Raw genomic sequence first — 13,277 nt, forward strand, 5'->3', positions numbered from 1 at the left:
TCCGGTTGAGGAATACCAGCCAAAAATCCCCGAGAATAACCGGTAGTGTGGGGCGTGCAATGGGGCCGCAACTACCCCACCCAGCACAGGAGAAAAAGTGCAACAGCACCAGGAATCCCACGGTCCGTCGAGCCCCGTTCCGGACCCCATCAACGAAACCGAAGCCCCGCAAGAGGCCGAAGCACCACAAACCGCGCCGACGTCCTCGGACATCAGGCGTTGGCGTCAGTACCTGGCGGACGAGCGGGCCGAAGCCGCCGTATACCGGGAACTCGCCCAACGCCGGGACGGCGAAGAACGCCAGATCCTCCTGGCCTTGGCCGAGGCCGAAGGCAGGCACGAAGCCCACTGGCTCAAGCTCCTCGGGGAGCACGCAGGAATGCCCAAGGCGGCGTCCGGCCGCAGCCAGTTCCTGGGCTTCCTGGCCCGCAACTTCGGATCGGTGTTCGTGCTCGCTTTGGCGCAGCGGGCCGAAGGCCGCTCCCCCTACGGCACCGAGCCGGCCGCAACGCCAGCCATGGTAGCCGATGAGCAGATCCATGAAGAAGTGGTCCGCGGGCTCGCAACCCGTGGCCGGAACAGGTTGTCCGGCACCTTCCGCGCCGCAGTCTTTGGCGCGAACGACGGCCTGGTCAGCAACCTTTCCCTGGTCATGGGTATGGCCGCCACCGGAGTGCCCAGCCCGGTGGTGTTGATGAGCGGCGTGGCGGGTTTGCTGGCCGGAGCCCTTTCCATGGGCGCAGGAGAATACGTCTCCGTGCGCTCGCAACGGGAACTGCTCAACGCCACCCTCCCCACGCAGGCCACGCTTACCGCTGCGCCGTCCCTGGACATTGAGCACAACGAACTGGTTCTGGTGTATCTGGCCCGCGGCATGACCCAGGAAGCGGCCGAGCACCGGGCCGCCGAACGCATGGGATTGTTCAGCTGCGATTGCGATCCCAGCCTTTCCCTGCAGCCCGAGAAGCCGGCCGAGGACGAGCACGAATCCGTGGGCTCAGCCTGGGGCGCAGCGTTGTCCAGCTTCTGCTTCTTCGCCTCGGGCGCCATCATCCCCATCCTGCCGTTCCTGTTCGGCATGACCGGTGTCGCGGCCCTCATGGTGGCCGGTGTCCTGGTGGGCATCGCGCTGTTGGCGACCGGCGCCGTCGTCGGCCTTCTGTCCGGTACATCGCCCCTCAGCCGCGGCCTGCGGCAGCTTGCGATCGGCCTGGGAGCGGCAGCCGCCACGTACGGACTGGGATTGCTCTTCGGCGCAGCGATCGTCTGAGTTGGACGGCTCCGGCCGCAGCCCGTACTGTTGGTTCGTCCTCCGCGCTGCCCCGCGTGACCAGGGCGTGAGGAATGGAGAGCCGTGGACCCGGAGCGGGAAGAAATGCGTGTGCCCAGGCACCGGCGCACGGGAACTGCTTTGCGTGTTCTCCGCGGTGTCCTCCTGGCCGTCGTCGCGGCCGTCATTGCCGTCCTGGTCAGCGGTTACCTGCACGGCGACCCCCGCATTACAGCGCTCTTTCCCGGGGCGGGTGTGCCCGGCACGCCGCAGCAAGGGAGCCAGGGGCAAGGGAAAGCCGCCCGCCCCGTTGACGCACCGCCGCCGGGGCTTGAGGAAGCAGACGCCCCGCTGGCCTCACCGCCGGCGCCCGGAACCACCAACGATTCCTACAAGTTCCTGGCGACCAACGACGACGGCACTCCCGTAGGGTACTCGCCCTGCCGGCCGCTGCATTACGTCGTCAACAACGCAACCGCACCGGAAGGATCCGACGCGCTGCTGACCACCGCCATCGCGAACATTTCTGCTGCGTCCGGCATCCAGTTCGTCAACGACGGCACCACCGACGAGCTGCCGGTTGAGCGCCGCGAACCCTACCAACCCGCCAAATACGGAGACCGGTGGGCTCCGCTCCTGATTTCCTGGACGACGCCGGAGGTCGCACCGGCCCTGGCCGACAAAGTGATCGGTACTGGCGGCAGCACCATGTACTCCCTCAACAACGGCCCCAAAAGCTACATCACCGGCAGCTTGGAGCTGGACACCCCACAGGTGACAGAGCTGATGTCCAGCGGAGGCGCGGACTACGTGCTGGCGGTCATGCAACACGAGCTGGGGCATGTCATGGGCTTGGACCACGTGGACGATCCCATCCAACTCATGTACCCGGAAATCGGGGCACCGGACGGGCTTGCCGCCGGCGACCTGAACGGCTTGCACCTGCTGGCATCGGCACCCTGCCGCAAGGACATCTGACAAGCTTCGCTTTCCAGCAGTCGCGCCATGGACTCGCGGCGTCGCCGGACTTATGCTGACGGTTACGGCCGACGGCGGCGCCCCACCACCCGTCGCAGCCGCCACGTCAGGGGGTTCCATGGAACCTTTTGGGTCGTCCAAGTGGCCAGACCACGATCCTCCCCGGCCCAATTTCCTCCCAGTGGTTGCGCGTCCGCCCGAAGATCCGCCTGTCAGGCCGCCCATCAAGCACAGCAGCATCGCCGCCATCCTGTTCTTCTTCGGCATCCTCGGACTCGTCTGCGCAGGCGCCTACTTCAGCGGCGAACTCCAACAACTCGTCACCGGCTCGCCCCTTGTCCAAGGCCAACCACCACGGCCCGGGGTGGTCCCCTTTGGGCAGCGCCAGGATCCTCCACCCGGACTCGAGGAAGCCGACGCACCCCTTGGCAAACCTGCGCCGTTGAAGAAGACCAGCTCCTCGTACAAGTTCCTGGCCGTCAAGGAGGACGGGACCCCGCTGGCCTATTCGCCCTGCCGGCCCATCCACTACGTGGTCAACTCCGATCTTGCGCCGGCTTCCTGGCAGGCCATGGTGGAGGAAGCCATCCGGCAGGTGAGCCTCGCTACCGGACTGAAATTTATCTACGACGGTCCCAGCTCCGAGGTTCCTTCCACCAACAGGTCCGGGTACCAGCCCGCGAGGTACGGAGACCGTTGGGCGCCGGTGCTGATCGCGTGGAGCACACCGGAGCAGGTCCCCCGCCTGGCCGGACAGACCGTGGGCCTTGGCGGAAGCTCCTCCATTGGCCTGAGCAACGGCTACAAGGCGTACGTCACCGGCACGCTCTCCCTGGACGCTCCCCAGTTCGCCGGGATCATCGACACTCCCCACGGCCAGGAAATAGGCGTGGCTGTCATCATGCACGAACTGGGGCATCTTGTGGGACTGGACCACGTCAGCGACCCGCGCCAACTCATGTTCGACGAAGCATCCTGGGTTCGGGAGTACGCAGCCGGCGACCTTACCGGGCTGGCCCAACTTGGCTCAGGCGCCTGCAGCAAGGACTTCTGAGCAGCTTCCTCAGTGCCCGGTCACAACCGCGAGCGCTTCCTCCACGCTGTCCACCAGGAAGATCCGGCCTTCCATGGGCTTTCCGGCGGCCAGGCTTTGAAGCATTGGCCAGGCCGGGAAGGTCCGCTCCCAGTGGTCGCGTCCCACCAGCACCATGGGCGTGATGGTTTCGGGCGCGCCATAGTAGTTTTCGCACGCATCCTGGAAGATCTCCTGCACAGTTCCGGCCGCCCCCGGCAGGAAGACGATCCCGCCATTGCACAGTTCCAGCAGGATGGCTTCGCGGACGGCGTTGGCGAAGTATTTGGCGATGTGGGTGGCGAACAGGTTGGGAGGTTCGTGTCCGTAGAACCACGTGGGGATGCCAAGCGTCGGAGTGCCTCGCGGATGCTGTTGAACGACGGCTGCCGCCTGGCGCGCCCACGCTGTCACGGACGGCCTGAACCCGGGTACCTGGGCGAGCGTGTCAAGCGCGGCTGCGGTATCGGCGTCGGGCAGTCCGCTCAAGTAGGCGCCCATGTTGGCCGCTTCCATGGCACCGGGACCACCGCCGGTGGCGACGGCGAAGCCCGCTTTGGCCAGGAGCCGTCCCAACCGGGCAGCGTCGGCGAATTCGCGGGTCCCGCGCTGGGCGGCATGCCCACCCATGACTCCCACCAGTTTGCGGTCTGACAGGGCGCCTTGATCCAACAGTTCGTCCAGGGCATCACCGATCGCATGGTCGTGCAGGGCGGCAGCAAGGGTGGCATCCAGGCTCTTCCGCTGCCCGGGCAGGATGCTCCACTGGTAAATCCTGGCATCCAGGGTGGCCTCGTACTCTGTGGCGGGAATGTCATGGTAGAGCTCGTCGGCCGAGTAGAGGCTCCCCCGGTAGGGGTCGAACGGGATTCCCTGCATCTTGGGAAAGATGAGCGCCCCGCGGCGTCGGAGGCTCTCTTCCACGCCGTCGTCGAAAGTGCAGCCAAGGAAGATCGCGCCCTGGGGGTCCAGGGCCTTAAGCTCACGCGAATGTCCACGGAGGTCCAAAGACTGCGCGTGCCAACCGTGCATCGACCCGGCCCCTGCGGCCACCAGCCGGTCGAAGTGGACCACACTTTCGACGTCGAGTGTCCGCGGACTCGGGTTCAAAGCTCCGGTGCGATTCATGGTTTCAGCGTAGTGGCCTGAACCCTACCCATGCCCGGACCGAAGGAGTACAGTAACTCGCATTACGACGCCCACGGCTCTCTGGCCAGCGGGCCGAGTACATAACTTCATTCAGATGACGCTCTGGGGGCGTCGTAAAGTTCGCCGGCTGGGGGGCCCAACATCTGCTCGAAGGAGCATGGTTGTGGACCGTCCAAAACACTTTCGCCGTCCCCGTTTCCGCGTCATGGCCCCACTCTTTTCCGCAAGCCATCGATTACTGACATGGCTTGCCGCTTTTTCCGTTGCCGTTTCAGGCCTGATGCTTGGCGTCACCGCGCCGGCTTCTGCGGCCGTTCCGCCCTGCCCGGGTACCGGTGGCGCCATGCAGATCGTGGCCCATACTGACGACGACCTGATCTTCATCAGCCCGGACTTCATGCGCGATATCCAAGCCAAGCGTTGCGTCCAGACCGTCTACACAACCGCCGGGGAAGCGGGCGAGGGGCCTGCTTACTGGAACAGCCTGGAAGACGGCATCCGGGCAACGTACGCAATGATGGCGGGGGTGGCCAATTCGTGGACGACCTCCGACGCCGGCGTTCCCGGCCGCGCCATCAGCGTCTATACCCTCAGGGATGCCCCCACCATTTCCGTGGTGTACCTGCGGCTCCCTGACGGCTTTCCCAACGGTAAAGGAAGCTCACGGTACGGGGGCCAAAGCATCCTTAAACTGTGGGACGGCCGGTTGTCCTCCATCCGTCCCGTGGATGGCTCTGCCACTTACACCAAAGAGCAGTTTCAAACCACGCTGAACACGCTGGTCAAGAATTTCCGGCCCACCACCTTCCGTACCCAGGATTGGACCGGGAACTTCAACGATCCCTATGACCACAGCGACCACTGGGCAACAGCGAAGTTCGCCCAGCTGGCAACCCGCTCGTACACGGGGCCGCATACTTCCTCCGCCTACGACGCCTACGTCATCGACGAGTACGCGCAGAACGTGACCGGTGCCGAGCTCACGGCGAAGGTGAACGCGTTTGTCCGTTTCGCCGACTTCGACAAATACCTCTGCGATACGCCATGCCCTGCCCCGCCTTACAGCGATTGGCTCAAACGGCAGTACATCACCGCCATCGAGTGGACCGGCAACGCAGCCAAGTCCCCCGGCACCACCGTGTCTGCGTCCTCGCAGAAAGCCTCGGCACAGAGCCCGGAGAAGGCGCGCGACGGCTACGCCTGGGGATCCCCGATGGACGCAAGCCGGGAATGGGTAACCAACGGTGGGAAGGCCGGAAGCTGGATCCAATACAACTTCTCCCCGGCACGCACCATCAACGCCGTGACGCTCTTCGACAGGCCGGTAGCCAGCGACCAGGTGACGGGCGGCAACCTGCAGTTCTCTGACGGCAGCACCGTCCCGGTTCCGGCACTGCCCAACAACGGCTCGGGCCTGACCGTCAACTTTCCGGCCCGGACGGTAAGCTCCCTGCGGTTCAACATCACCGCCGTCAGCAGTTCCACCACCAACGTGGGCCTGGCCGAATTCGAGGCGTACATCACCGCTGACACCGTCGCCCCCATAGTCACAGCCACACCTGGAGGCGGAACCTATGACATTGGGCAGAAGGTCACCCTCTCAACCAATGAGCCCGGGACCATCTACTACACCACCGATGGGTCCACGCCCACGACGTCGACTCCAACGAAGGTGAGCTACCCGAACACGGCAAGCATCACCATTGACGGCCCGCTGACCCTGAAGTACTTCGCAGTGGACAGCTCCAACAACGCGTCCGCAGTGGCCACGCAGACCTACTCCACGGGACCGGACACCACCAAACCAGTCGTGACCGCCAACCCGGCGGGAGGTGCGTACGCTGCCGGTACGTCGATCACTTTGACGGCCAATGAAACGAATTCGGTGATCAAATACACCACGGACGGCACGGATCCGGTGACGGCCGGGCTGGTGTACTCCGCTCCGATCACGTTCCCGGGTACCGGCCCGATGACGCTGAAGTACTTCGCTACCGACCCTGCCGGCAATGCCTCCGATGTGGCCTCGCAGACCTACACGGTCCCGGCAGACACCACGGCTCCCACAGTGACGGCCAATCCCACCAGCCGTCCGTTGGCCAGTGGAGCCACCATTTCGCTGTCTGCCAATGAGGCTGGGACAACCATCTACTACACCACCGATGGCAGCACGCCGACGGCAACGGAGAGCGCCACGAACTTCAAGTACGCGACTCCAATCGTGATGGGCAACTCGCCACTGGTGCTCAAATACATCGGAGTGGACACCGCCGGCAACACCTCCGCCGTCGGTACCCAGACGTACAGCGTTCCAGCGGCCGGGCCGCCGTCGGCCCATGATTTCGACGGTGACGGCAAAGCCGACGTCCTGGCCTCCGATGCGACCGGAAACCTGTACCTGTACCCGGGTGACGGCGCTGGCGGCCTGCAGGCCAGGAAGCTTGCCATACCAGCCTCGGACTGGTCCACCGTTACTGATGCCATCACCCCCGGTGACTTCAACGGGGACGGCAAGGCCGACGTCGTAGCCCGCGCAGGCGATGTCCTGTGGCTGTATCCGGGTGACGGGGCCGGGGGCTTCGGTGCGCGCTCGCAGATCAGTACCGGCTGGAGTGCCATGACCCAGCTGTTCTCCCCCGGGGACTTCAGCGGCGACGGCATTCCCGACATCATGGCCCGGCGCAGCACCGGCGACCTGCGCCTCTACGCAGGGAACGGCAGCGGCGGGCTCAGGGCGCCCACCACGGTGGGAACGGGCTGGAATGTCATGAATGCAATCTTCAGCACAGGGGACTTTAATGGCGATGGTAAAGCAGACGTGCTGGCCCGGCGCACGGATACCGGCGCACTCTGGCTCTATCCCGGCGATGGAGCCAGCGATTGGTTGCCGTGGAAGCAGATCTCCACGGGCTGGGACAACAGAACATCGATGGCAGGGCCCCGGGACCTGGACGGCGACGCCAAGAATGACGTTCTCGGCCGCATCGGAGACACCCTGTGGCTGTATCCGGGCTCGGGCAGTGGAACGTTCATCAACGTTCCGCCCACCAGCCTCGGTACCGGTTGGCAGGCGATGAAGATCATCGCCTGACCGGCCCCATGAACCTGGCGCGGGTCGGAGTTTTCCCCCAGACTCTTCGGCCCGCGTCAGCCATGTCCACACCCTCTCCCGCATCCCAACCCCTTCAACCGAACCCTCACTCACATCCCCACCCCTTCAGCCAGACGCTCACTCACATCCCCACATATGTTTGACAGGACAATCTGACAACCTCTAGTCTCGCTTCAGGAATCTCTCTCTGGAGATGACCCTCTGCTGCACCGACGGAGACAGAAAATGATGAAGAACGTAACCCTCGGCCTCGTGGGCGTAGGCCGGATCGGCGTGATGCATGCCAAGAACATCAGCGCCCTCAACGAGACCCTCAACCCGGACGGCATCCACGTGAGCCTGAAACTGACGGATGTGGCAGAGGACCATGCCCGCGCAGTGGCGACCAGCGTGGGCGCCGAATTCCTGGGATCGGTGGAGGAGCTCATCACGTCCGGCGTGGACGGCCTGGTCATTGCGACAGGCACAGCCACTCACCCTGGACTCATCCGCGCAGGGGTGGACGCAGGCATCCCGGTCTTCTGCGAAAAGCCCGTGGCCGTAAATGTTCCGGAGTCACAACCCGTCCTCGACTACATCAGCGAGAAGTCGGGCATCGTCCAGATCGGGCACCAGCGCCGCTTCGACGCCGGGTACCTGGAGGCCAAGCGGGCCTACGATGCCGGGGAACTCGGGTGGATTCACTCACTTCGGGCTGTCACCTGCGACATGACCCCGCCACCGGTTGAGTTCCTGGAAACGTCGGGCGGTTTGTTCCGCGACTGTTCAGTCCACGACTTCGACATCCTTCGCTGGCTCACCGGCAAGGAAATCGTGGAAGTTTACGCCAAGGGTTCCAACAACGGCGACCCGGCCATCGGTGAGGTGGGCGACGTCGACACTGCCCTGGCTTTGGTGACGTTCGACGACGGCACGGTAGGTACCGTCTCGGCCAGCCGCTACAACGGAGCCGGGCATGACGTCCGCTTGGAACTTCAAGGCTCCGAGCAATCAGTGCTGGTGGGAATGGACCAGCAGATGGCGATGAGGTCGGCCGAGCCCGCAGTGACCTTCCCGAATGGCACTGCGCACACCACGTTCGCCGAGCGGTTTGACCAGGCCTACCGGGCCGAGATGGCGGCCTTCGTAGAGGTTGTGCTCGGCAAACGTAAGAATCCTTGCACTCCTGAAGACGCCGTGGCTGCATCAAAGGTAGCCGACGCAGCACAGCTATCCCTGGAGACCGGCGTCCCCGTCAAGGTCCAGGCCTAGCATCAGCGTGCAGCACACGGAACGGTGAACGGCGCGTCCGGGGCGGGGGCCGTAGCCGCCGCCCCGGACGCAGCACGGGACTCTTAGGCAGGGACGTTGAACGATGCCTCAAGGGCTGCGTCGGCATCGCGAAGCACCTGTGCCGCGACCTCGAGCCCCTCGATCCGACCCAGCGAGACGTCCTCGTGCTCGATATTGACCAGCATGTTCGGATCGACCTCGTGCAGGGCCCGGAGGAACTCGGTCCAGAACGCGGTGTCGTGACCACGGCCCAGGGCCACGAAGTCCCAGGCAGAGTTCTTGGGCCATTCGTTGGCCCATTCATCGCCGCCAAGGTTGGTCCGGTCCTCGTCTGCGGAAAGGCGCCGGAAGCTGTTGTCCAGCACGCCATAGAGCGCAGCGTTGTCCTTGTTCACCCGGACGTCCTTGGCCGCAGCCTGGAGGACCAGCGGCCCAAGTTCGCGGACCACCGCCACGGGATCCATCTGCTGCCAGAACAAGTGGGATGCGTCCAGTTCAACGCCCACATGGGTTGCTCCCGTAAGCTCAACAAGCTTGTAGACATCGGCAGTATTGAAAACAATGTTCTGCGGGTGCAGTTCCAAGGCCACCTTAACGCCGTGGTCTGCGGCGAGCCGGTCGGTTTCCTTCCAGAAGGCTGTTGCCACTCCCCACTGGTAGTCCAGGACGTCCAGCGCCGCGGAGTTCCAGGCGTTGACCACCCAGTTCACCGTTGTGGCGCCCGGCTCTCCCCCGGGCAGCCCGGACATGGTCACCACGCGGTCCTGACCCAGCCGGTTGGCCAAGCGGATGGAACGACGGATGTCCTCGGCGTGCTTTTCGCCAATTTCCCGCTTGGGATGCAGGGGGTTTCCATTGCAATTCAGGCCAGCGATTGAAACCCCGGTGCCCTCAAAGATCCCGAGGTAGTCGTCGCGGGCGGCGTCGCTTTCCAGGATCTGGTCGAACGTGGGGACATGCACGGCGGGAAGGAATCCGCCGGTGTTGATCTCGATGCCAGTCAGGCCAAGGTCGGCGATGACTTTGAGCGCTTCAGGAAGCGGACGGTCGTGGAGGATCGCGTTGTAGACCCCGAGCTTCATAGCGTGATCTTCTTTCCGTTGTCCAGGGCGGACTCAGTGACCGCGCCGAGGAGTTCCATGTTGCGGACACCTTCGTCGAACGTCGCGCAACGGGGAAGGGAGTCCGCTTCGGCCAAGCCCGCGACCTCTTCGAGGAAGGCCCGTGCCTGGTATCCGAAGGCATCGTTCTGGCCGAAGCCGACTTCCGGGGCGTCCATGGCCAGGCCGCCAGCAATGTAGGGGTGTCCTGGGCCCAGGATCACTTGGCGGTACCCGCCTTGCAGGCCGGAGCCATCGTTGAGGAAGAGCTGGATTTCGTTGGGGCGGCGCTGGTCGAACTTGGCTCCGCCGTTCTCGCAGAAGACCTCGAATTGGAGGCTGTTGGCGTGTCCTGCTGCAACGCGGGACACTTCGAAGCTGCCGGCACCGTTGGTGAACTCGGCGTTGAAGGCGGCGTAGTCATCGTTCTCCACGGCTTCGAACGTGTCGCTGACGGCAACGTGGTCGTGGCCCATCACGGCGGTCAGTGGCAACGGGCGCTTGGCAATTGCGGTGGACAGCCTTCCACCGCTGATCGACTTGATGTCGCCGCACAGGAATTCCGACACATAGGTCAGGTGGCTTCCGACGTCGGCCAGCGCACCGGAGCCGGGTCCGCCCTTGTAACGCCAGCTCATCGGAGCCGAAGGGCTGAAACCATAGTCCGTCCAGTATCGGCCACTGAAGTGCAGGACGTTCCCCAGCACGCCGTTCCGGATCAGGTCGCGGATGTAGGCGATGCCAGGTGTCCGGCGGAAGGTGAAGCCGATGCGTGCCAGGTTTCCGCGGGCCTCGGCGGTGCGTGCCGCTTCCGCCATGGCACGGGCGTCGTCCAGGGTGTCACTGAGCGGCTTTTCGCAGAGGACGTTCTTCCCGGCGGCGAGCAGGCCTTCTACCACCTCGCGGTGCAGGGAGTTGGCGATCACCACGCTGACGACGTCGATGTCATCGGCTTCGGCAATGGCCTGCCATGACGTGTCGTTGCGTTCGTAGCCGAATCGGCGTGCAGCCAGCGAACCGAACTCAGCATTGACGTCGCCAATGGAGACGAGGCGGATCTGGGGAAGCACGGGGCTATAAAGGGCAGATGCCGTGCGGTACGCGGCGGCGTGGGCCTTGCCTGCCATGCCTGCTCCGATGACGGCTACGCCGAGGCTTTCAGCCATTGATTTCTCCTTCGAAATTCTGCCGTCGCATGAGGATCGTCCGGCATTTTGTAGCGCTACAATTTTTACGCTGGACTTGAGCGTAACCATGTCTATATGTCCTGTCAATCCTTAACGGACTATCCTCGGGGGAGGACACGAAAGGCAGCCAAATACGTTGAACAACAACCGACGCCCCACGCTCTACGACGTCGCCACCCAAGCCGGCGTTTCGCCGTCGTTGGTTTCGCTGTTCCTCAAAGCCCCCGAAAGAATCAGCGAAAAGCGCCGCAATGCCGTGCGGGACGCCATCACGGAACTGGGATACCGGCCCAGCCGTGCCGCCACCACCTTGGCGAGCAGCCGCACCAAAAGCATCGGCCTGGTCATCGATGACTACCGGAACCCCTGGTTCGTTGACCTGCTCCGTGGAATGGAATCCGTCCTTTCGAACCTCGGATACCAGGTGATGCTTGCCGATTCCCGACCGGGAGAAAACCGGATCAAGGAAGCCACAGACGGTCTGCTTGCCATGCATGTCGATGCATTGGTGCTGGCCGCTGAACCGAGCGAGGCCATGCTCGCCAAAACCTGGGTACCCACCGTGGTGGCCGGCTGGCGCAAAGGCGTGCCGAACGGCGCCGACCTCATCACCAACGATGACGACGGCGGCGGAAGCATGGCAGCCAACCACCTGTTGGGTTTGGGCCACGTCCGCATCGGCCACGTCTCAGGGTCCGACGGCGCCTCCGCACACCGGCGCGCCGGTTACCGTCGCGCCGTGGAAGCTGCCGGCGTCGAGCCTGTCATCAGCGAGTCCACCGGAACGTCGGAGGAAGACGGCTACGAGACAGCAAGCCGGCTCCTGGAGCGCCATCCGGACACCACTGCGATCTTCGCAGCGAACGACTCCATGGCCCTGGGCGCCTTCGCAGCCATCAAAGCACGCGGCCTGTCAGTACCTGCCGACGTTTCGGTGATCGGCTACGACAACTCCCCCTTGGCCAAGTCGCGTTTCCTGGACCTGACGTCCATCGACAACCGCAGCGACATTGTTGGGGCGGACTCCGCCCGCAGGCTACTGGCCCGCATAGCGGATCCGACACTGGCACCGGAGCGCAAGCTCATTGAGCCGAAACTGGCGCGGCGCGGCACCACAGCGCCACCTCGCTAGGGTTGGCTCCTTGCCGGAAACAGTCCTGCCCGGAGCCAACATGCGCTCCGGGCAGGACTTTCAGCAGCTATCGCGTCAGTGCCGCTTAGTGGCGTTTTCCGGAACGGATTCCTCCACACCGGCCACCTCGGCTTTGACTTCCTCAAGGGCGTCGGAGTGGCCACCGAGCTGCTCCAACTCGTGGGCCAGCTCTGCGAGTTCTGCACCGCCGGCCATCTGGGCCGTCAGCTCATCCAGGGTGATGTCCTTCTTGTCGTAATACCCAATCGACTTGCCCCGCTTGAGCAACAGGAACCGGTCGCCCACGGGGAAAGCGTGGTGCGGGTTGTGGGTGATGAAGATGACGCCCAGGCCACGGTCGCGGGCCTGCAGGATGTAGCGGAGCACCACGCCGGACTGCTTCACGCCAAGTGCCGCAGTGGGCTCGTCAAGGATCAGGACCTTGGCCCCGAAGTACACGGCCCGGGCGATCGCCACGCACTGGCGCTCACCGCCGGACAGTTGACCAATGGGCTGCTCCACATCGCGCAAGTCGATGCCCATATGGGCCAGTTCGCTGAGCGTGATCTCCTTCATTTTCTGGACATCCATGCTCTTGAACGGTCCAAATCCCTTGGTCAGTTCAGAGCCGAGGAAGAAGTTGCGCCAGATGGGCATCAGCGGAACAACTGCCAGGTCCTGGTACACCGTGGCAATACCGGCGTCGAGCGCGTCCCTTGGTGAGTTGAACTTTCTGGCATCGCCCATCACGTGCAGGGTGCCTTCGTCGTGCTGGTGCAGGCCGGCGATGATCTTGATCAGGGTTGACTTGCCTGCACCGTTGTCACCCAGGACACAGGTGACACGGCCGTTGTCCACGGCCATGGTGACATCCCGCAGCGCGATGATGTTGCCGTAGTGCTTGCCCACTCCATCGAGGGACAGCAGGTGGACCGGTGTGTGTGTCAAGGGATCCTTCTCGCCTTTCAGCAGGGTTTGCTGATCGATCTGTTGTGCGTTCATTGT

At 64.0% G+C, this 13,277-nt stretch carries 10 protein-coding genes; 6 read left to right on the top strand and 4 right to left on the bottom strand.

The genetic code is table 11. The features are described 5' to 3' along the window. The first annotated feature begins 97 nt into the window (after positions 1-97). From ABHM97_RS05095 to ABHM97_RS05105, 3 genes are all read left to right on the top strand, one after another. Positions 98-1,270, top strand: coding sequence for a VIT1/CCC1 transporter family protein (locus ABHM97_RS05095; RefSeq protein WP_374111510.1), 1,173 nt, complete (start codon positions 98-100; stop codon positions 1,268-1,270). 84 nt (positions 1,271-1,354) lie between these two features. Continuing rightward, positions 1,355-2,248: a matrixin family metalloprotease gene (locus tag ABHM97_RS05100; RefSeq protein ID WP_502921256.1), complete on the top strand. Its 894-nt coding sequence runs from the start codon at positions 1,355-1,357 to the stop codon at positions 2,246-2,248. A 118-nt stretch (positions 2,249-2,366) separates the two neighbouring features. Next, positions 2,367-3,302: a matrixin family metalloprotease gene (locus ABHM97_RS05105; protein ID WP_235519047.1), complete on the top strand. Its 936-nt coding sequence runs from the start codon at positions 2,367-2,369 to the stop codon at positions 3,300-3,302. A gap of 9 nt (positions 3,303-3,311) precedes the next feature. Here the strand turns inward: ABHM97_RS05105 and ABHM97_RS05110 are convergent, their stop codons facing one another. Then, the gene (locus ABHM97_RS05110) at positions 3,312-4,448 is read right to left on the bottom strand and encodes an LOG family protein (RefSeq protein ID WP_349469847.1); all 1,137 of its coding nucleotides are present in this window, start codon (positions 4,446-4,448) and stop codon (positions 3,312-3,314) included. A gap of 301 nt (positions 4,449-4,749) precedes the next feature. On the opposite strand from ABHM97_RS05110, the gene ABHM97_RS05115 reads away from it, so the two are divergent. Together ABHM97_RS05115 and ABHM97_RS05120 are read left to right on the top strand one after the other, a co-directional pair. After that, positions 4,750-7,560 (top strand): DUF7402 domain-containing protein, encoded by a 2,811-nt coding sequence (locus ABHM97_RS05115; protein WP_349469848.1) that lies wholly within the window; start codon positions 4,750-4,752, stop codon positions 7,558-7,560. Between the two features lie 249 nt (positions 7,561-7,809). Next, positions 7,810-8,832: a Gfo/Idh/MocA family oxidoreductase gene (locus ABHM97_RS05120; RefSeq protein WP_349469905.1), complete on the top strand. Its 1,023-nt coding sequence runs from the start codon at positions 7,810-7,812 to the stop codon at positions 8,830-8,832. An 83-nt stretch (positions 8,833-8,915) separates the two neighbouring features. Here the strand turns inward: ABHM97_RS05120 and ABHM97_RS05125 are convergent, their stop codons facing one another. Continuing rightward, complete coding sequence (locus ABHM97_RS05125; RefSeq protein WP_349469849.1) at positions 8,916-9,935, bottom strand: sugar phosphate isomerase/epimerase family protein; 1,020 nt, start codon at positions 9,933-9,935, stop codon at positions 8,916-8,918. After that, positions 9,932-11,119 carry a Gfo/Idh/MocA family protein gene (locus ABHM97_RS05130; RefSeq protein WP_349469850.1) on the bottom strand — a complete coding sequence of 396 codons (1,188 nt, stop codon included), beginning with the start codon at positions 11,117-11,119 and terminating at the stop codon, positions 9,932-9,934. The genes ABHM97_RS05125 and ABHM97_RS05130 overlap by 4 nt, the downstream gene beginning before the upstream one ends. Positions 11,120-11,276: 157 nt before the next feature. On the opposite strand from ABHM97_RS05130, the gene ABHM97_RS05135 reads away from it, so the two are divergent. Next, positions 11,277-12,272: a LacI family DNA-binding transcriptional regulator gene (locus ABHM97_RS05135; protein ID WP_349469851.1), complete on the top strand. Its 996-nt coding sequence runs from the start codon at positions 11,277-11,279 to the stop codon at positions 12,270-12,272. A 75-nt stretch (positions 12,273-12,347) separates the two neighbouring features. Here the strand turns inward: ABHM97_RS05135 and ABHM97_RS05140 are convergent, their stop codons facing one another. Then, positions 12,348-13,274, bottom strand: a complete 927-nt coding sequence (locus ABHM97_RS05140) for an ATP-binding cassette domain-containing protein (RefSeq protein ID WP_349469853.1) — start codon at positions 13,272-13,274, stop codon at positions 12,348-12,350. Positions 13,275-13,277 lie beyond the last annotated feature (3 nt).

Origin of the sequence: Paenarthrobacter sp. CAP02 (assembly GCF_040137855.1) — a bacterium.
Lineage (GTDB): Bacteria > Actinomycetota > Actinomycetes > Actinomycetales > Micrococcaceae > Arthrobacter.

What these genes read in the sequence shown, in the direction of transcription:
- ABHM97_RS05130 (WP_349469850.1), bottom strand. Translation starts at nt 11,119, where the DNA reads ATGGCTGAAAGCCTCGGCGTAGCCGTCATCGGAGCAGGCATGGCAGGC.
- ABHM97_RS05115 (WP_349469848.1), top strand. Translation starts at nt 4,750, where the DNA reads ATGCTTGGCGTCACCGCGCCGGCTTCTGCGGCCGTTCCGCCCTGCCCG.
- ABHM97_RS05125 (WP_349469849.1), bottom strand. Translation starts at nt 9,935, where the DNA reads ATGAAGCTCGGGGTCTACAACGCGATCCTCCACGACCGTCCGCTTCCT.
- ABHM97_RS05120 (WP_349469905.1), top strand. Translation starts at nt 7,810, where the DNA reads ATGAAGAACGTAACCCTCGGCCTCGTGGGCGTAGGCCGGATCGGCGTG.
- ABHM97_RS05140 (WP_349469853.1), bottom strand. Translation starts at nt 13,274, where the DNA reads ATGAACGCACAACAGATCGATCAGCAAACCCTGCTGAAAGGCGAGAAG.
- ABHM97_RS05110 (WP_349469847.1), bottom strand. Translation starts at nt 4,448, where the DNA reads ATGAATCGCACCGGAGCTTTGAACCCGAGTCCGCGGACACTCGACGTC.
- ABHM97_RS05105 (WP_235519047.1), top strand. Translation starts at nt 2,367, where the DNA reads ATGGAACCTTTTGGGTCGTCCAAGTGGCCAGACCACGATCCTCCCCGG.